18 protein-coding genes and 1 tRNA gene are annotated in these 19025 nt (G+C 62.3%); 10 read left to right on the forward strand and 9 right to left on the reverse strand.

Annotation, left to right across the window (positions count from 1 at the left end; all coding sequences use genetic code 11):
- Positions 1-152 precede the first annotated feature (152 nt).
- Complete coding sequence (locus tag OVA24_RS05030) at positions 153-335, reverse strand: hypothetical protein (protein WP_267674093.1); 183 nt, start codon at positions 333-335, stop codon at positions 153-155.
- Positions 336-408: 73 nt separating this feature from the next.
- A complete protein-coding gene (locus tag OVA24_RS05035) occupies positions 409-3081 on the reverse strand; it encodes a GDSL-type esterase/lipase family protein (protein WP_267674094.1) in 2673 nt (890 codons plus the stop codon).
- Positions 3082-3270: 189 nt separating this feature from the next.
- Between OVA24_RS05035 and OVA24_RS05040 the strand changes: the two genes are divergently transcribed.
- The 6 genes from OVA24_RS05040 (at position 3271) to OVA24_RS05065 (ending at position 10135) form a co-directional block, all read left to right on the forward strand.
- The gene (locus OVA24_RS05040) at positions 3271-4452 is read left to right on the forward strand and encodes an FtsW/RodA/SpoVE family cell cycle protein (protein WP_267674095.1); all 1182 of its coding nucleotides are present in this window, start codon (positions 3271-3273) and stop codon (positions 4450-4452) included.
- Positions 4453-4517: 65 nt separating this feature from the next.
- Positions 4518-5216: a CerR family C-terminal domain-containing protein gene (cecR, locus tag OVA24_RS05045; RefSeq protein WP_267674096.1), complete on the forward strand. Its 699-nt coding sequence runs from the start codon at positions 4518-4520 to the stop codon at positions 5214-5216.
- Positions 5213-6187, forward strand: coding sequence for a secretion protein HlyD (gene hlyD, locus OVA24_RS05050; protein WP_267674097.1), 975 nt, complete (start codon positions 5213-5215; stop codon positions 6185-6187). The genes cecR and hlyD overlap by 4 nt, the downstream gene beginning before the upstream one ends.
- Positions 6187-7908: an ATP-binding cassette domain-containing protein gene (locus OVA24_RS05055; protein WP_267674098.1), complete on the forward strand. Its 1722-nt coding sequence runs from the start codon at positions 6187-6189 to the stop codon at positions 7906-7908. Before hlyD ends, OVA24_RS05055 begins: the two co-directional genes overlap by 1 nt.
- Positions 7905-9026 (forward strand): ABC transporter permease, encoded by a 1122-nt coding sequence (locus tag OVA24_RS05060; protein ID WP_267674099.1) that lies wholly within the window; start codon positions 7905-7907, stop codon positions 9024-9026. The genes OVA24_RS05055 and OVA24_RS05060 overlap by 4 nt, the downstream gene beginning before the upstream one ends.
- Positions 9023-10135, forward strand: a complete 1113-nt coding sequence (locus OVA24_RS05065; RefSeq protein ID WP_267674100.1) for an ABC transporter permease — start codon at positions 9023-9025, stop codon at positions 10133-10135. The genes OVA24_RS05060 and OVA24_RS05065 overlap by 4 nt, the downstream gene beginning before the upstream one ends.
- A gap of 14 nt (positions 10136-10149) precedes the next feature.
- Here OVA24_RS05065 and OVA24_RS05070 read toward each other — a convergent pair whose 3' ends face one another.
- Positions 10150-10824, reverse strand: a complete 675-nt coding sequence (locus OVA24_RS05070) for a hypothetical protein (RefSeq protein ID WP_267674101.1) — start codon at positions 10822-10824, stop codon at positions 10150-10152.
- A gap of 81 nt (positions 10825-10905) precedes the next feature.
- Between OVA24_RS05070 and OVA24_RS05075 the strand changes: the two genes are divergently transcribed.
- Both OVA24_RS05075 and OVA24_RS05080 read left to right on the forward strand, forming a co-directional pair.
- A complete protein-coding gene (locus OVA24_RS05075; RefSeq protein WP_267674102.1) occupies positions 10906-11364 on the forward strand; it encodes a hypothetical protein in 459 nt (152 codons plus the stop codon).
- Positions 11365-11430: 66 nt separating this feature from the next.
- Complete coding sequence (locus OVA24_RS05080; protein WP_267674104.1) at positions 11431-11805, forward strand: hypothetical protein; 375 nt, start codon at positions 11431-11433, stop codon at positions 11803-11805.
- Between the two features lie 17 nt (positions 11806-11822).
- On the opposite strand, the gene OVA24_RS05085 is transcribed toward OVA24_RS05080, so the two are convergent.
- The 5 genes from OVA24_RS05085 to nusA all read right to left on the reverse strand — a co-directional run bounded on the left by OVA24_RS05085 (position 11823) and on the right by nusA (position 16735).
- On the reverse strand, positions 11823-12266 hold the full coding sequence (locus tag OVA24_RS05085; protein WP_267674105.1) for a GNAT family N-acetyltransferase: 444 nt from the start codon (positions 12264-12266) through the stop codon (positions 11823-11825).
- 13 nt (positions 12267-12279) lie between these two features.
- Complete coding sequence (gene rbfA / locus OVA24_RS05090) at positions 12280-12645, reverse strand: 30S ribosome-binding factor RbfA (protein ID WP_267674106.1); 366 nt, start codon at positions 12643-12645, stop codon at positions 12280-12282.
- 46 nt (positions 12646-12691) lie between these two features.
- Complete coding sequence (locus OVA24_RS05095) at positions 12692-13186, reverse strand: hypothetical protein (protein WP_267674107.1); 495 nt, start codon at positions 13184-13186, stop codon at positions 12692-12694.
- Positions 13187-13288: 102 nt separating this feature from the next.
- Positions 13289-15424 (reverse strand): translation initiation factor IF-2, encoded by a 2136-nt coding sequence (gene infB, locus OVA24_RS05100; protein WP_267674108.1) that lies wholly within the window; start codon positions 15422-15424, stop codon positions 13289-13291.
- Between the two features lie 51 nt (positions 15425-15475).
- Positions 15476-16735 (reverse strand): transcription termination factor NusA, encoded by a 1260-nt coding sequence (gene nusA / locus OVA24_RS05105; RefSeq protein ID WP_267674109.1) that lies wholly within the window; start codon positions 16733-16735, stop codon positions 15476-15478.
- A gap of 284 nt (positions 16736-17019) precedes the next feature.
- On the opposite strand from nusA, the gene OVA24_RS05110 reads away from it, so the two are divergent.
- Both OVA24_RS05110 and OVA24_RS05115 read left to right on the forward strand, forming a co-directional pair.
- Positions 17020-17700: an HAD-IA family hydrolase gene (locus tag OVA24_RS05110; RefSeq protein ID WP_267674110.1), complete on the forward strand. Its 681-nt coding sequence runs from the start codon at positions 17020-17022 to the stop codon at positions 17698-17700.
- Positions 17701-17769: 69 nt separating this feature from the next.
- Positions 17770-17845 (forward strand) — tRNA-Lys (locus tag OVA24_RS05115).
- A 61-nt stretch (positions 17846-17906) separates the two neighbouring features.
- Here the strand turns inward: OVA24_RS05115 and OVA24_RS05120 are convergent.
- Positions 17907-18998 carry a helix-turn-helix transcriptional regulator gene (locus OVA24_RS05120; RefSeq protein WP_267674111.1) on the reverse strand — a complete coding sequence of 364 codons (1092 nt, stop codon included), beginning with the start codon at positions 18996-18998 and terminating at the stop codon, positions 17907-17909.
- Positions 18999-19025 lie beyond the last annotated feature (27 nt).

Here is a 19025-nt window from a genome sequence, read left to right on the forward strand (position 1 = left end):
ATAGGTAGAGCCGCCATCCCCGCTGGGTTCTCATTCCTGTCCTCCGACGGCATTGACGAAGGGAATGACAGTAGATCTATCCCGGCGATGCCTTTGCTATGAGTTCCCAATGCCGCCGGTGGACAAGAGTGTCCACCCTCCTTACTCCCTCCTCACACCACCACCGCCAGCAATTGCCTGGCACGGCTCACGGCCATGAACCAGGAGTAGGAGTCATAGTCGCTCTCCAGGTCCGCATCGGCGACCAGGCCGATGACGATGACCGCCTTCGAGTCGAGGCCCTTGATCTTGTGGATGGACGGGTGGGGAGGACGGTGGAGGATCCAGTCGATCATGCGCGTGCTTCCGCACGGGTATCATGTCCGGTGGCCGCGCCACAAACATGCACGAGGGGATTTGTGAAGCAGGTCAAGGTTCCCTCACCGCCTTGAGCCGGATGAATTCCTTGCCGCCACCGATGGGGACCAGCGAACGCGCTTTCATTTTCCGGATCAGACCCGTGTCGCTCAACTCCGTTTCCTCGACGAATCCCGCGCCGTCGCGCCAAGTGCTCAGATCAACAGACGTCTGGACCAGGTCGGTCAGTCCGTTGCCTGTGACACAGTCATAGGTGAGGGTGAGATAGGTTTGTCCCGAAATTGATTCGGTTCCCTGGATGGCCGCTCCACCATGGTCCGCGGACTTCGGTCCGTGGTTGGTCAGAAATTCCAGAAGATTGGCGATGCCGTCATGGTCGGGATCCGCGTTGTCTCCGGAAACCAGCGGATCCAGCAGATCGGCGGCGGTGAACCGGCTTTTCCTCCAATGGTCGAAAGGCAGGTCCTCGATCAACAGTGAGGCTTTGTTCGGAGATGCGAGGGTGTATCCCGCACCCGCCGAGATGCCGATGGTGAATGTTTCTTCCCCCTCCGCGAGGGAATCGGGGAGCGGGATGAAATCGAGGGAGGCGGAATCCGCGCCCGCAGGGATCACGACCGAGATGGGGAGACTGCCGTGGTCCGTTCCGTTGGTGGCGGTTCCCCCCAGGGTTAGGGACACGGTGAGATCGGACGTGGTGGGCCCTCCGCGGGTGAGCGTGATCTTCGATGAGCGTGGTGCTCCGCTGGCAGCCAACGGTTCCGCCGTCCGTTGGTTGTCCGCCCGCAACATGACGGTTCCGGACGTGAGCTGGTTGGTGGCTCCCAGTTCCCGCAGGATGACCGGAGTGACGAAAAGCTGGTAGCCGTTGCTGCCGGGGTGCAGCCCGTCGCCGACATAGTCATCGTAAACGGATGCACCCTGATCCAGAAGCGCCTGCCAGGCGGGCATGTGGTCGATCACCATCAGACCGCGTTCCTTCCCGGCATCCCGGTAGTTCTGTTGGCAGAGCGCGAGGTTCGGCCGGTGGGTTGCCCCTTCGGGATTTGATGGCACATTGATCACCGGGTTCATCACCTGAAGGATCACTTCCGCGTAAGGTCGTTCCGTTCGGATCCGGTCGAGCATGTGATCGAGGTTGGCCCGCGCCTGCGCCGGAGTGATGACGCTGTGGTAGCTCGTCCGGATCACCGCGTCATTGACGGCGAACTCGATCATCACCGTGCCGGGGAGGTCCGGATCGAGTTGGTTGATGACTTTGGTGGTCAGGTTGTTCTTCCCCCAGAGGGAATTCTGGCCTCTGCCCCCGCTGTTGATGAGGGTGAGCATGCCCGGGTAGGCCGCGTCCAGCCCGGCCTTCACCTGGCTGGTCCACGCGCCTGCTTCCGTCAGACTGGTTCCATAGACCACCAGCTTCTGCGGGATGCCTGCGGATAGATTCTCGATGAGCTGGCTGCGGGTGCCGGGTGGTCCATCCTGGATGGTCACGGTGCCAGTGGTGCCGGACCCAAGAATATGGCCTGATCCGGGTTGCAAGGTGAGGATAACCGTTTCGTCCGGCTCCACTTCACGATCCGCCGCTGGTTTCACCTCGATGATGATCGTGTTGATGTTCGCCGGCATCAATACGGACGTAGGGATGTGGAAGTCCCGGCCGTTCTTCGCGGTTCCGGAGACCGCCAGCGGAATGGTGACTTGGTGGATGGAAGTGTCCTGACGGCTGATCTGGAACCGCCCGGTGAGGGGGGCCGGCGCGGTGGGTTCGGTGGCGACCGCATCGACCACGGTGAGGGAGACCAGCACCGGGTCCGGCTCCGGAGGCGGAGGACCGGTGGGGGTCACCTCCGCCAGTGTGGAAGCGCAGCGCATCTCGTCGAACGAAACGTCCTGCCCGGGTGAGCCGGCATTGCCGATGCCGAACTGGATGCCGCCGCCATTGTTCAGGTTGTAAATGGTCGCTCCGCTGTAGGTCTGGGTGGCCCTTCCGACCAGTTGGTCCGCCCCTGTGCCGAAGGTGGTGACGGCGTCCCACTCCGCCTCTCCGAAGCCTCCGTCGGCATAGTTGGTGAATTGGGCCTCATTCAGGATGTAGGTGGTCGCGGTGCGGGTCCCGGAGACGCCGGCGTTGGTGAATTTTCCGATGACCAGATAGGTGGGACCCAGCTCGAGGGCCCCGGTTCCGGTGGTGGTCGGCGTCACGCTTGATTTCCCATACTGGGTGGCCACAAGCGAGTTGGTGCTTCCCGTGTCGGCATACGTCACGAAGAAGGAATCGCCGGCTCCGCTCGTATTGGAAGCGTTCATCCGCAGGCTGATCACCGAGTTCACCGTCTTCTCCATCTCCAGCCTCACCAGATGGCTGGTGTAGAAGGTGGACCCGGCGGGCAGGGTGGGGCCGAGGTACTGATAGCCCATGAACGAGGCCGCGCCCGCCGTGTTTTTGTAGCGACCCCGTCCGCCCCTCACCTGGAGGGATCCGAGTGTCAAACCGGAGGACTGGTAGATGTTGGACGTCCCACCTTGGCCGGCGGCACTGGCGCCGGTGATGGTGGAGCCGATCCCCGAGCTGCCCGCGCTTTGGAGTGCCGGGTTCACCCCGACCAGCGTCTGGCCTTCCGCCACCGACTGGTAGTCAAAGCCATCATACGCGAAGAGAGTGGCGCTGGCGTGCTGGTGACCGCAGAGGGTACAGACAGCCGCCGCAAGGATGCTGCGAGGGTTCATGGGGATTGGGTTTGCCGGATGGAGATGGCATGCATCTCCCGGATGCGGGGAATCGCGTTTTATCCGTTTTGCTTCCGGGAGGCAAGGTTCCGGACAGGCTACTACCCGTTTGTGGAGTGAATCGTCAGGGAACCCACAGGCGTTTCTTGCCATGGGTTGCTGGCGGGCTATGGTCGCGCTCGCGCCTTCATGACTCCGTTTTTGAGGAAACTGCTGGGGATGAACTGGGTGCTCGTGCTGGTGATGTACGGGCTCCTGATTTTCGGCGTGTTCATGATCGAAAGCGCGGCCCGCCACCTTTCCGTCAGCCATGACATCCTGACGAAATACGGTTCCCCGGGCGGTTACTACGCCAGCATGCAGAAATGGTGGATCCTTGCCGGGAGTGTTGTCTATTTCGGTGCGGCGCTCATTGACTACAAGTGGATCCGCTGGCTGGGGATTCCCTTCTACCTCGTAAGCATCACCTTGATGCTCATGGCGATGCAGCAGGATGACAACGTCCACCGGTTGGTCATCGGCGGCTTCAGTTTCCAGCCCGCCCAGCTCGGGATTTCCTCCGGCATCGTGCTCATCGCCTGGCTGGTCCAGGATCTGCCGAAGCTGCACCGGTGGTTCGCGGCCCCATTTGTCCGCATCGGCCTCATCGGCGTGCTGGCGGCGGTTCCTTTCTTCATCGTGATGAAAATGGGCGACATGGGATCAGCCCTGGTCTGGATTCCGGTCTCGATCGTCGCGCTTCTCATCGGTGGCGCGCCATTCCGCTATATGTCGTTCATGGCGTTGATCGGCGTCGGCCTGCTGCCTCTGCTCTACTTTGTCGCGCTGCCTCTGGTGTCCGAACGGGGTCCCGAACGGATCGACGTCTGGCTGCGGATGTTGAACGAAGAGGAGGTGGACTTGCTCGGCCCGGCCTACGCTCCGCACAACGTCTCCATGGCCGTTGGCAAGGCGGGGTGGAAAGGTGTTGGCTGGAACTCCACGGCCCCGACCTCCCTCCATGAGAAAGGTTTCATCCCGCGGGACACCGCCCACAACGACTATATTTTCGCCGTGATCGCGGAGGAACTCGGGTTCCGCGGCAGCCTTCTGCTCATCACCGCGTTCGCGCTGCTGCTCATCCAGGGGCTTTTCATCGCCTTTTACAGCCGGGATGTGGCCGGACGTTTGCTGGCGTCGCTGGTGGTCGCGCTCTTTTTCGCCCACGTGTTCGAAAGCATCGGCATGTGCGTGCTGCTCATGCCCATCACCGGTATCCCCCTCCCGCTGGTCAGCTATTCCGGCACGTTCGCGGTCATCTGCATGTTCCTCCTGGGGCTGGTCCAGAGCGTCTGGATCCACCGCCATGAGCGCGTCGCGACTGCCGAATGAGACGGGATTTCCGTAAAAATTAGACGTCTGTTTGACAATATTGATCGGTCGTTTAATTTGGTGTCGTGAACGCTGAATTATTCGCAACCAATCCGACCAAGGGAGAGCAAGCAAAGCGGCGGCTGCTGCTGGCCGCCCTGGAGAAGATCGGGGAAAAGGGATACGAGAACGCCTCCGTGCGGGAAATCGCCGATGCCGCCGGCCAGAATGTGGCGGCGATCGCCTACTACTTCGGCAACAAGGAGAACCTTTACGGCGAGGTGATCGAGGGCATCATCCGCTACCTCAGCGGTGCCTTCGGCGGGCTGGCTGCCGAAGCGAAGCAACTGCTCGAAAGCGGCCAGATGACCGGTGAGCGCGGGGCGGACCTGTTGAAGAGGATGCTCCGCACGCTGCTGGTGGAGCACCTCGAACGGAACGAGATCGGCAAGCTGCGCAACGTGATGATCCGCGAGCAGGCATCGCCGACGGCGGCATTCGAGAAGCTCTACACGCGGGGGATGAAACCTTTGCACGAATTTTTCACCCGGACGCTGGCAGCGGCTTCAGGGGAGGATCCGGAATCCCACCAAGCGATCATCCGCTCGCACGCGCTTTTCGGCCAGGTGCTGGGATTCACGGTGGCGCGCAGTACGATCCTGCGGCGGCTGGGGGTGGAGAAGCTGGAGAAGGAACACGCGGAACTCATCGCAGGGGTGATCGACGAGCATGTTGATTTCATCTGCGGCGCGCTGATCACGAGGAAAGGAAAGGCATCGGAATGAAGAAAGGACTCATCGTGCTGGTTGCGCTGGCCGCTCTCGCCGCGGGTGGGTGGTATTTTTACGGGAAATACCGTCATGACCATGAGCCGCTGACGCTTTACGGAAATGTGGACATCCGCGGGGTGGATCTGGGTTTCCGGGTGGGCGGGAAGCTGGTGGAGGTACTGAAGGATGAAGGGGACGTCGTGAAAGCGGGCGAGCTGCTCGCGCGGATCGACGGGGTGCCCTACCAACGGGAGATCGAGCAGGCGAAGGCCGCGCTCGCCACGGCGGAGGCGGACCTGCGGTTGAAGAAAGCGGGCTACCGTGCGGAGGAGATCGAGCAGGCGCGGGCGACCGTCGCGCAGAACACCGCGTCGCGGGACAACGCCCGGCGTATCTTCGACCGCCAGACGGAACTGGTGCGTGGCGGCAGCATCGCGAGGCAGGATCTGGAAACCGCGCAGACGGGCCTGGAGGAAGCGACACAGAGGGTGAAGGTGTCGGAGGCGAACCTGAAGCAACTGGAGGCCGGTTTCCGCGTGGAGGAGATCCAGGCGGCGGAGGCACAGGTGGCGCAGGCAAAGGCCGCGTTGGAGACGGCGGAGATCCGGCTGGCGGATGCGGAGCTGAAAGCACCTGCCGATGGCGTTCTGATGACGCGTGCGCTGGAGCCGGGCACCATCATCCAGGCGGGGGCGACGGTGCTTTCCATCTCTCTGGAGAATCCGGTGTGGGTGCGCGCCTACGTTCATGAGACGGAACTCGGCCAGGTGCCACCTGGCACCGAAGTGCTGCTTTCCACCGATGGTCGGCCGAACAAGCCGTTCCATGGCAAGGTCGGCTTTGTTTCGCCACGGGCGGAGTTCACGCCGAAGTCGGTGGAGACACCCCATCTGAGGACATCGTTGGTCTATCGCCTGCGGATCATCGTGGATGATACGGATGGCACACTGCGGCAGGGCATGCCGGTCACCGTGACGCTGAAGTGATGCCGGAAGTCGTGGTCAGTTTCCGCGGGGTGACGAAGACCTTCAAAGGGATGGAGGGTTCCGCGCTGGATGATGTCTCCGGAGAGATCCGCACGGGCGTCATCACCGGGCTCGCCGGGCCGGATGGCGCGGGGAAGACCACCCTGCTGCGGCTGATCGCAGGGCTGCTGGAAGCGGACAAGGGCGGGATCTCCACCCTGGGGCACGACCCGGTGGAGGAGGCTGCGGCGATCCGGACGGCGGTGGGTTACATGCCGCAGAAGTTCGGCCTTTATGAAGATCTGACCGTGATCGAGAACCTCACGCTGCACGCGGACCTGCGCGACGTCATCGGAGAGGAGAGGAAGGAAACATTCGATCGCCTGCTGGAGTTCACGGACCTGAAGCGGTTCACGGATCGCTTTGCGGGCAAACTCTCGGGAGGGATGAAGCAGAAGCTCGGGCTGGCCTGCGCGCTGCTGGGGAAGCCGAAGCTGCTGCTGCTGGATGAACCGGGCGTGGGAGTGGACCCCATCTCGCGGAAAGAGCTGTGGGGCATGGTGGAGGATCTGGTGGAGCAGGGGATCGCGGTGGTGTGGAGCACCGCCTATCTGGATGAGGCGGAGCTTTGCGGCACGACCATCGTCCTCAACGAGGGGAAGGTGCTTTTCACCGGCACACCAGCGGAGATGACCGCCCCGCTGGAGAAGCGCGTCTTTCATCTGAAGAACCTCGCGGAGGGGAAACGGCGGCTGCTCACCCGCGCGCTGGCCCGGCCGGAGGTGACGGACGGATCGATCCAGGGACACAACCTGCGGCTCACCCTGAAGAAAGGCGCGCGGGCGTTTCCGCCGGATGAGATCACGGCCGGGGGTGGTGCGGAATGGGCGGAGGTGGCGCCGCGGTTCGAGGACGCGTTCATCGATATGCTCGGAGGCGGGCCGGAAGGGGAGTCCGTGCTGGCAAAACACATGCCGGAGATCCCGGATGATGGCGCGGTGGTGATCGAGGCGGATAGTCTGACGAAGAAGTTCGGCGACTTCGCGGCGACGGATCAGGTGAGTTTCAAGGTGAAGCGCGGGGAGATCTACGGCCTGCTGGGGCCCAACGGCGCTGGGAAATCCACCACCTTCAAGATGATGTGCGGCCTGCTGGTGCCGACGGCTGGCCGCGCGTCCGTGGTGGGGCTGGACCTGCGGCACAGTGCGGGCGAAGCCCGGCAGAAGCTGGGCTACATGGCGCAGAAGTTCTCCCTCTATGGCGGCCTGACCGTAGCGCAGAATCTGGAGTTTTTCTCCGGGATCTACGGACTGAATGGCAGGCGGCGGAAGGATAAGTGCCGTGACATGGCGGACATCTTCCACCTGGGACCGTTCCTGAAGTCGAAGACGGATTCGCTGTCGCTGGGTTACAAGCAGCGGCTGGCGCTGGCCTGTTCCGTGATGCATGAGCCGGACATCCTGTTCCTGGACGAGCCGACATCCGGCGTGGACCCGGTGACGCGGCGGGAGTTCTGGACCCACATCAACGGGTTGGTGGAGCGCGGTGTGACGGTGATGGTGACCACGCACTTCATGGATGAAGCGGAGTACTGCGACCGCATCGGCCTCGTGTTCCGCGGTCAGCTCATCGCCAATGGCACGCCGGATGAACTGAAGGAAATGGTGGCGACGCAGGACAACCCGGATCCGACGATGGAGGATGCGTTCATCGGTCTGGTGACAGGAAAGGAGGAGGCATGATCTCCTGGCGGCGGCTGCGGGCGCTGTGCTGGAAGGAGACGCTGCAGATCTTCCGGGATCCGAGCAGCAACCTGATCGCGTTCATCCTGCCGGTGCTGATGCTTCTCATCTTCGGCTTCGGCATCAACCTGGATTCCTCGAGATTGCGGGTGGGCCTGTGGGTGGAGGATGAAGGGCAGGAGGCGGATGCGTTCGTCTCTGCGCTGACGGGTTCGTCCTACCTGGAGATCCATTCGTTCGGCTCCCGGGAAAAGATGGAACGGGCGATGATTGATTCGCAGATCCGCGGCTTTGTGGTCATCCCGGAAGATTTCTCACGGCGGATGAAACATCCGGATGACACCGCACCGGTGCAAGTGGTCGCGGATGGATCGGAACCGAACATCGCGCAGTTCGTCAGTGCGACGGTGAACGGCGTGTGGCAGACGTGGCAGGCGCAGCGGGCGGAGGACAAGGGGTTGGAAATGAAGCGGGAGATTTCCATGGAGCCGCGGTACTGGTTCAACCCGTCCGCGGAGAGCCGGAACTTCCTCATTCCCGGCTCCATCACGGTGATCATGACCGTCATCGGCGCGCTGCTCACCTCTCTGGTCGTGGCGCGTGAGTGGGAGCGGGGGACGATGGAGGCGCTGCTGGCCTCCCCGGTCACCCGCACGGAACTGCTGTTGAGCAAGATCATCCCCTACTACGTGCTGGGCATGGTCTCGCTGCTGCTGTGTGTGGCGATGGCGAAGTGGGTGATGGGCGTGCCGTTCCGTGGATCCATCCTCGCGCTGTGGGTGATCGGTTCGTTTTTCCTGCTGAGCGTTCTGGGGATCGGGCTGGCGATCTCAACGGCGACGCGGAACCAATTCAATGCGGCGCAGGCTGCGCTCAATGCCGCCTTCCTCCCCGCGATGATGCTGTCCGGCTTCATCTATGAAATCTCCAGCATGCCGCTGGTGCTGCGGGTGATCACCCACGTGATTCCGGCGCGATACTTCGTGGATGCGATGCAGACGATCTTCCAGGCGGGCGCGGAGTGGAAGCTGCTGTGGCCGGAGGTCCTGATGCTGATGGCGTCCTCCGCGTTCTTCATCGGCCTGACGGCGAAACTGACGGGAAGGAGGATGGAATGAACTTTTTCAACCGCATCCGTTCGCTGGTCGTGAAAGAGCTGCGCTCGCTGTTCAACGACAAGTCGGGCCGCGTGCTGCTGTTCGTGCCGGTGGTGATGCAGTCGATCCTGTTTCCCGCGGCGGCGACGCTCGAGGTCAAGAACGCGTCCATCGCCGTATACAACCAGGACAGCGGGCAGGCATCCGTGGAGCTGATGCAGCGCTTCGCGGCATCCCGGGCGTTCACGGAGTTCATCCGCGTGGGAAGTCAGAAGGAAGTGGAGGACGTGATCGGCACGCGCGAGGCGATTGTGGCGGTGCGGATCCCGGAGGATTTCTCCCGCAGGATCACGGCGGGGGAAACGGCTCCGGTGCAGGTGTTGCTGGACGGCAGGCGCTCGAACAGCGCGCAGATTGTGTTCGGCTACATGCAGTCGATCCTGGAGGATTACCTGAAGGATCGCGCGGAGGCGAAGGGGCGCACGATGCCGACGGAGATCGTCACGCGGAATTGGTTCAACCCGGTGCTGGACTACCCGAACTACATCCTGCCGAACCTGATCGCGGTGATCACGACCATCGGCTCGCTGATCGTGACGGCGCTGTCGGTGGCGCGGGAACGGGAACAGGGCACCTTCGACCAGTTGCTGGTCTCCCCTCTGACACCGGAGATGATCATGATCGGCAAGGCGGTGCCGGCGATGCTGGTGGCCTTCTTCCAGGCGACGCTGATCCTGGGGGTGGCGGTGTTCGTTTATCAGGTGCCGTTCCGCGGCAGCCTGCCGCTGCTCTATGGCGGGATGTTTTTCTACTCGCTCTCACTGGTGGGCGTGGGGCTGATGATTTCCTCCATCAGCAAGACGCAGCAGCAGGCCTTCCTCGGTGCCTTCGTGTTCATGATGCCGGCGGTGCTGCTGTCCGGCTTCAGCTCACCGGTGGAGAACATGCCGCCCTGGCTGCAGACGGTGACGTGGGCGAACCCGGTGCGGCACTTCGTGGAAGTGGTGAAGGGCGTTTTCCTCAAGGATGCCTCGTTCGAAAGGATCCTGACACTCATCGGCCCGCTGGCGGTGATCAGCGTGTTCACGTTGACGGTGGCGGCGGTGATGTTCCGGCGGAAAACGGGGTGAGGGACGGTGTCCGCTCAATAGACCCCGGCGTCACGCAGGCCGCGGACGAGGAGTGCCTTGCCATCCGTCTCGATGACATTCCCATGGCCCACGATGATGCGGTCGAAGTCCTTTTCCAGCAGTTCGTCGATGGATTCGAGGAAGGCGGTCTTGTCCTTGATGAACAGCCGGAAAACGCGGCTCATGCCGGGGTAGCGTCTGAACCCGGCGATGTGGCGGTGGAAGAAACGGTCCCAGCCTTTTTCGTCCGCCGGAAAATTGAAGATGAGGTCCGCCAGAATGAGTGTGCGCGACGGGAGGTGGATCATCGCTTGTTCCTCCAGCTTCGGCGCGCCGCGGATGGGGACGATCTCGATCTCCCCCTGCCACTCCATGGGGCCGGGATGGAGAGGCTCGACGGGAAATCCCACGATCTTGCTGAAACCGGGAGGCCCCAGGAAGGGGATGCCGGGGAAAAGGCGGCGGCCCTCGCCCGCGTAGGTGTCATGCAGCAGCATGGACTCCACCAGCCAGCCGGGTTCCCCGAGGGCGCGGATGCCCTCCACATCCGGGGTGGGGAAAGGGGCCATCGAGTGGATGACGAGCTTTCCGCTGGAAAGGCGGATGACGGTGACGTTCCTCCCATGGTGGGTGCCCAGTACGGACAGCGGATAGCCTTTGATCCAGATATCGTCGGCGAGGCGTTTCATCAGCCGTACCTATCACGGGGAGGAACGGGCCGCGATGATTGGTTGTTTTCATTTTCACGATATCCGCGATGTTGGGCTGGTTTGAATCTCCCCCATGCACTGGCGCTGACCTTGGTGGACGGACTGGCTCCGTCGGTCACCCGCTGGGCGGAGGACCAGCAGCGGAGGATACTGCGTGAGGGAGCGCCGCTCGGTCCGCGGGAGTTGGAGTTCGCCGGTTCCCTGGGGATCGTTCATGCGGACGAGGTTCGGGTATTGAGGGTGGAGCGGATCCCGTTGCCAGTACCCGCCTTTTTCGCGGATCTGGCGGCGAAGTGTGGCCTGCCGGTGTTCGCTCCGGGAGGCATGGCATTGGGCAGGGGGATCTATCTCCTCCACGGACAGGAGTGGTCCCTGCCGCATGAGCTGGTCCATGTGGAGCAGTATGGGAGGATGGGTGGCATCGGCGCGTTCATGCGTACCTACCTGCTGCAGTGCCTCACGGATGGCTATGCCAACGCGGAATTGGAGAGGGAGGCGAGGCTGAGATCAGATGGGTGAAATTTGGCTTTGCATCACAAAGTTAGTAGGGTAACTAGGAGCCGAGCGATTAAACCGGACGAACCCATGAAAGCGATTTCCCTCGTGTCGTGCCTTCTGCTTCTGCAGCAGCTCCCATCCATCGCGGGCGCCCCGCCAGCAGACCAGCTCAGGCTGGTGAAGCTGGAACTGGAGCTGGGCCTGAGAAGGGCGGAGGGATTCGGCGACAGGCATCCCACCATCCGGCGGATCGAAACCGGCATCCAGATGATCGAGAAGCGGACGCCGCAGATCAGGGACGAGGAGTACCGGAAGCTCTTGGAACGGAACCGCACGAAACTGGAGGATGAGCGGATCCGCCTGATCGACGGCGGTTATGGTGACAACCATCCGGGGCGGCTGGAGATCGACAGGCAGCTTGCCGAAGCGAACCGGCGGCTGGAGAAAATGAGCGGGAAATAGACGGCCGCTCGTGCCGCCTATGCTCCCTGCCAGACCAGCTTCTTGCCAGTCTCGGTGGATTCCCCGATCCGGAAACCGTGCCGGAGGTAGAACGCGAGAGCGCGGTCATTGATGTGGAACACGCTCAGGCGGAGTGACGTTCCAAGGTTGCGTGCCTCTTCCTTCAGCAGGCGGATGATTTCGCCTCCGGTTCCGCATCCTTGGGAGGCGGGCAGCAGGGCGAGGTTCAGGACGTAGATGTGGTCCGGATGCCGTTCCGTCTGGAGATAGCCGGCGAGGCCCGTGCCATCATGGATGGCGAGCGTCTCCACACGCTCCCACTCCTCATCGAAGTTGGCGCGTTGCCATTCATCATCCCAGCCCCATACCTGTGCGATCTGCTCTTTGAACAGCAGTTCGTGGATGGCGAACAGGGCGGCCTTGTCCGTGTCCGCGGGTCTTTCCAGACGGAACCGGGCCATGGCGGGATGCGGTTCAGGGAGACGGCGGATCCTCTTCCGGGGCCTTCGGCAGCTTGTCCACCTCCTCGAGGAGGTTGACGATCTCCACGCCACGGATGGCGGAGGCGTCATGGCGGAAGGCCAGCACCGGCGTGGTCTTGAGCACCACCCGTTTCATGACCTTCTTCTGGATGTCACCGTGCTGCTTGTTGAGCTTCTCCATCACCGGCTGTGAGGAGCCGCCGAGCACGCTGATCCAGACCTTCGCCTCCTTCAGATCCTGGGTGACCTCAACCTCAGCGACGGTCACGAGTTTGCCGTTCCACTCGTAATCCTTCTGCAGGATGGAGCCGATCTCACGGCGGAGCAGTTCATTGACTCGGTCAAGGCGGCGGGACATGGGAAGATGTTGGGAGTTGAGAGTTGAAAGTCGAGAACTGGAATGCTCAGGGTGATGGAGCGGAGTGGCGTTTGTCGGTTTTCTGATATTTGAGAAATTCCCATGAATCGGGATCGCCCCAGAATTCCCAGAGGCACAACGTCTTGTCTTCTTCTGTGACGCCCAGACGCAGACTATATTGTCCGGCCTCGATGCTCACTTCATTCTTTATCGTTTTCCCGCCGGAAGTCTTTGCATCGTGTCTCAGCTCCCAGCGGCCTCGCAGGTCGTGATAAGTTGCGACACCGCCGATGTTTGGAATGATGGACCGGAAATCGCAGGTTCCGTTTTCGTGAAAAACGATTTCATGGAGATATCCGGTCTCAGGGCGATAGCCGTCCCGCCTGGCGAGGTCCAAGGTCGTCGGGGCAAGCATCCACCGGCCTTCGATCTCTTCTTCAGTTGCATGGCGTTCCAGATTGATGTCCGGCGCAAAATATCGACCACAGCCGCAAATCGCCGCGGCAGCGAGAATGAGCGAGCAGACTGCAAGGCGAAACATCGGAGTGGTCAATAGATGAGACTTGATTTTGGAGAGAGCGGAAGGAATCAGGTTGCCCTGATTCTTTTCACTCTCAACCCTCAACCAAAGACCATCAACCCCTCAGAGCGTTTGCGGGATCTTCTCGAGCTTGTAGCACTCGATGACGTCGCCTTCCTGGTATTCGTTGAACTCGCCGAGGCGGATACCGCACTCGTAGCCGTTCTTGACCTCCTCGACCTCGTCCTGGAACCGGCGGAGGGTGGACATGCGGCCGTCGAAGACGGGGACGCCGCCGCGGATGACGCGGGCGTGCGCCTTGCGGTGGATCCGTCCGTCGGTGACGTAGGAACCCGCCGCACGGTTGCGGCCCACCTTGAAGACCTGGCGGACTTCGGCGTGGCCGATGACGGTTTCCCGGCTGAGCGGCTCAAGCAGGCCGAGCATGGCCTCGCGCACCTGGTCGATGAGTTCGTAGACGATCGAGTAGAGCTTGATCTCCACACCGGCGGCTTTCGCCGCTTTCACGGCCTTTGCCTCCACCTTGACGTTGAAGCCCAGGATGACCGCTTCCGCGGACTCCGCATAGGCGACGTCGGACTCGGTGATCGGTCCTGCGGCGGCGGTGATGAAGGTGCACTCCACCTTCTTCGACTCGATGGTGAGGATGGCTTTCTTGATCGCTTCGACGGAGCCCTGGACGTCGCACTTGAGGATGATCTTGAGCTGGGCCTTGCCGCCGCCGTCCCGGACCATGGAGTAGAGATCCTCCATGCGGTTGCGGTGCTGGGGCTTCAGTCGGGCGAGGCGTTGCACTTCCTGACGCTCGGTGGCGAGGGATTTCGCCTCCCGCTCGTTCTTCATCTCGGAAATGTGATCGCCGACGTTCGGCAGTTCCTCGAAGCCGATGACTTCGACCGGGGTGCCCGGAGGCGCGGTCTTGATCGCCTGGCCGCGGTCGTTGATGAGGGAGCGCACCTTTCCGGAGTAGGGTCCGCAGATGAAAGGGGTGCCGACTTTGAGCGTGCCGGACTCCACGATGACGGTGGCGGTGGTGCCACGGCCGGGAACGACGCGGGCCTCGATGACGCCGGCGCGGGCCGTCGCCTTCGGGTTCGCCTTGAGCTCCAGAACTTCGGACTGGAGGATCATCAGGTCCAGCAGGTCGTCCATGCCTTTGCCGGTCAGGGCGGAAACCTCGGCGAATTCGGTGTCACCGCCGTAGTCCGTGGTCTGCAGGCCGTTCTCCGCGAGCTGCGTCTTCACGCGCTCCACGTTGGCGGAAGGAAGGTCGATCTTGTTGATCGCGACGATGATGGTCTTGTTCGCCTTCTTCGCGTGTTTGATGGCCTCCACCGTCTGCGGCATGATGCCGTCGTTGGCGGCCACCACGATGATGACGATGTCCGTGATGTCCGCGCCGCGGGCGCGCATGTCGGAGAAAATGGCGTGGCCCGGAGTGTCCAGGAAGGTGAGGAGCTGGCCGTTGTGCTCCACCTGGTAGGCGCCGATGTGCTGGGTGATGCCACCGGCTTCCCCCGCGACGATGCGGGTCTTCCGCAGGTAGTCGAGCAGGGAGGTCTTCCCGTGGTCAACGTGGCCCATGATCGTGATGATCGGCGGGCGGGTCTTCAGCAGTTCTTCCGGCTGGGAGACGGGTGCCTCCGGCTCCTTGATGACTTCCTCCACCTTGTGGAAGCCCTTGTCCTTGTCCCGCTTCTCGCGCTCGAAGTGGAAGCCGTGGGCTTCACACACCTTTGCGGCGATTTCGGGTTCGAGCGGCTGGGTCGGTGCGATGAACACACCGAGCTTGATCAGGTCCGCCATGATCTGGAACGGCTTCAGACCCAGGCGGGCAGCCAGTTCCGGCACCATGATCGGTGGCTTGATGATGATGAGCTTCGGATCGTCGGATGCGGGCTCTGCGGCGGTCGATGCCTCCGCGGCGGGTGCGGCAACAGGCTCCGGGGCAGTCTCTGCGACCGGCTCCGGTGCGGGGGCGGGTGCTTCGTCTTCCAGCAACTTTGAAATCGTGGGCAGGACGGATTTTCCGGTTTTTGCCGCCTTCTTGACCTTTGGCTTCTTGTCGTCAGCGAAAAGATCGAGCGCGTTCTTCTTCGCGGCTTCCACCTTGCTTACCTGAGGTGGCGGTGGTTCCGCCTCCTTCCGCTGCCTTTCACGGCGCGAAGGTTTCTTGGTGCCGTCGAGGAGATCGAGGACCTTGGGTTTTTCAGGGGTGCTGTCGCTATTTTGGGGCATCCGGCGGTTCTATACGAGTGGAGTCGGTAATCTGTTCAGCGGGGAAAATTATCAGCCAACGAGGCCGCGGGCACGGACCAGGATTGCTTCCGCCTCATCATCGGAAATTTCCAGGGTTCCGGCAATATAATCGGCGGGCATGTCCACGATCATCTCCGGGTTGAAGCCACCGGCGAGGGTGAGCTTCTCGGCCAGTTCATCGGTGATGCCGAGCTGTTCACCCAGCGTGTGGGCCGCGCCACCGATTTTTTCTTTGAATTGTTCCTCCTTGGACTCGTCGCGGCGGACCTGGACGTCCCAGCCCATCAGGCGGGAGGAAAGGCGGGCGTTCTGGCCCTTGCGGCCGATGGCCTTGCTGAGGTCGGCCTCATCGACGGTCACGTGGACGATCTTCGCGTCGGCATCCACCGTGATGGAGCGGAGTTCGGCGGGCTTCAGCGCTTCGCGGACGAATTCCTTCGGATCCTCGCTCCAGCGGATGATGTCCACCTTCTCGTTGTTCAGCTCGCGGACGATGTTCTTCACGCGCGCGCCGCGCATGCCGACGCATGCACCGACGGGATCGACCTTCGGGTCGTTGCTCCAGACGGCCACCTTCGTGCGGAAGCCGGCTTCGCGGGCGATGCCGCGGATCTCCACGGTGCGGTCGGAAATTTCATTCACCTCCGCCTCGAACAGGCGGCGGACGAAGTTCGGGTGGCTGCGGGAAAGGATGATCTCCGGGCCGCGGCCCTCATTCTCAACGGCCAGCACGTAGGCACGGATGCGGTCGCCGATGTTGTAGTCCTCACCCTGCACGCGCTCGCGGTTCGGCATGATGCCCTCGAACTTGCCGAGGTCCACCATCACGTCGTTGCGCTCGAAGCGGCGGACGGTGCCGGAGACGATGTCGCCCGCGCGGTCCTTGAACTCCTCATAGATCATCTCCTTCTCCGCCTGGCGGAGGCGCTGCATCATCGTCTGCTTCGCGGTCTGCACGGCGATGCGGCCGAAGTCCTTCGGCGTGACGTTGAACTCCATGACGTCTCCCGGCTGGGCGCCCACATTGCGCTTCTGCGCCACGGCGAGGGGGACGTCGTTGAATTTGTCGGTGACTTCGCCGTCCGCGACGACATTCAGGGATGCGAAAATCTTCGTCTCACCCTTCTTCGTGTCCACATCCGCACGCAGCGTCTCAATGGCTTCCGCACCGGGGACCATCTTCCGGTAGGCGGAAATGAAAGCGAACTCGAGCGCGGCGACAACCTTGGCGCGGTCGATGCCTTTTTCCTTTTCGTAGTATTCGATGAGGGCGACGATGTCGTTGGTCATGGCTTGCTGGGTCGGGATCGACGCGGATGATGTGTAGAGACGCAAAAGAGTGGGTGCGAGACCCACTCCTACTTGCGTCAGAAGTTGTGCGGCCACCCTTCTAATATGGGCAAAACCCGCTTGCAAGCCGAAAGTCCGGCTGTGCCAATGGCTACGGCTGGGAGCGCCGGTCTCCAGACCGGCATCTTCACCCGTGGCTGCTGCGTCCCGCAGCAGTCTTCCTCTTCTCCTCCCACCGCACACTCCAGCTTGCCGCATCCCCCCATCCCTGACTTCCCTTTTCCATGCCACGGACGGAACTCCTCCTTTTTGATGCCGCTGGAACACTCATCGAACCCGCGGAGCCGGTCGCCGCCGTCTATCGCCGCCACTTCTCCCGCTACGGCTGGGAGGTGGAGGAGGAGATCCTGAAGGCCGGGTTCAGGAAGGCCTTCTCCGGCATCGGGGAGCCACGCTTCGGCCACGGCCCGGGCGATGACGCGGAGCGGGACTGGTGGCGGGAGGTCGTGGCCGTGACCGCGGAGACCGCCGGCATCGACCGCGGCGCGCCCGGCTTCGGCGAATGCTTCGCGGCCCTCTTCGACCACTACGCCGCAGGCAGCGCATGGACCGTGTTTCCGGAAGTGGTGGAGGTGCTCGCGGATTTCAGGAAGCAGGGCTTCCGGATGGCGGTCGTGTCCAACTTCGACCGGCGGCTCCACCGGGTGCTGGAAGAACTCGGCCTCGCGGAATGGTTCGACCTCATCCTCACCTCCGCCGACGTCTCCGCCCGCAAGCCGTCACCCGTCCTCCTGCAAACGGCGATGAACCACTTCTCCGTTCCTCCGTCACACGCCGTCCTCGTCGGTGACAGTCGTGACGCGGACGGAGGGGCCGCCGCAGCCGCCGGTGTGCGGGCCTTCATCCTCGACCGCCCCACCACCGACCTCCGCAGCTTCGCCTCAATGGTCCGCGAAATTTTTTGAGAAATGAGCTTGCGCAGCCCCGGGGTGGTCACTATTTCTCCCGCCCGTCCGCAAGGGCAGACACACAACGCAAGGGTAGCTCAGTCGGTAGAGCAGTTGGCTTTTAACCAATTGGTCCTGGGTTCGAATCCCAGCCCTTGTACCAAATGAAGGCCGGTCACGGAAGTGGCCGGCCTTCGCTTTTTGATGCGATGATCGGATGGCCGTCATTCGGACAGGATCTTCCAAGCGATCGCGGATGCCGCATTGCGGTTCTCGACCATGAGGATCTCGAAGATCGCACGGAGGTGGGCTTTGACGGTGAAGCGGCTGATGTTGAGGATGATGCCGACTTCCTCATTGGTTTTCCCATCGGCCACCCACTGGAGGACCTCCGCCTGCCGCAGGCTGAGACCTAGTGTTGTGAGCTTGATCGCCCGGGCCTCGGCCTTTCCTGCCGTCCTCTGGAAGCTGATGGTGTGGAGATCGTAGGGCGATCCGGCGGAAAGGCTGACGTCCAGTTGGAATCCGCGCCGTGTCCGGATGTTGAGGATCGGAGGGATGGTGATGGGGCTTTCCTTCAAAGTGAAGCGGAGCCAGTGCAGGATGTTTTCAGGAAGCTTGTGCGAACGCTTGGCGCCGAATGCGGAGGAAAGCCATCGGAGGACGGACTCCGTGGCCTGGATGATGTTTCCCGATGAATCACAGATGATCTTGCAGTGGAAGCCGGCGGAGGCCTCATCGGGTGGGGCCGGGATCGGGGAGGTTCGCTTGACAAGCATCCGGTTGCGCCAGGCCAGGACGACGTGAGGCATGATGAGGCCCAGCAAGGCGCGTTCCTGCGCGGTGAACCCCCAGCGATCACGGTTCACGACGATGCTGAAGGAAAGGTCTTCGTTGAGGGGGAGGCTGGATGAAAGCTGGTCCAGGGCTCCAGCCACGCGCAGGACTTCATCATACATGCCGGTCGCCCGCCATTGGTTGAGGGAAATGTAGTCGGAGACGGCATCAACAGGAGCGGCGGTCCCGTGGCACAGGGCCATGAACTGCGGGTGGGACTCGATATGGCGGCCGAAGGCAGGGGCGAGGGCTGCCGCTTGCCCTGCCCATGGACCAAGATAGCTCGTGATCGCCCGTTCGCGGATGTCCGAGCAAGCGAGCCATACCGTCGAGTTGGGTATGAGCCTGCCGATGTCTTCGACAAGACGTTCGAAGATTTCCCCGTCCGGCAACGAGAGATCGTTGAGACGCAGGATCGTCCTGCCAAGGGTGTCGATCGACGCCATGCCGAGCGACTTTGTTTGTCCGGAGGGAAACATTTGGATGCGGTTCTCCCACTTTTAGGG

It is taken from the genome of Luteolibacter sp. SL250, assembly GCF_026625605.1.
Classification (GTDB): Bacteria; Verrucomicrobiota; Verrucomicrobiia; order Verrucomicrobiales; family Akkermansiaceae; genus Luteolibacter.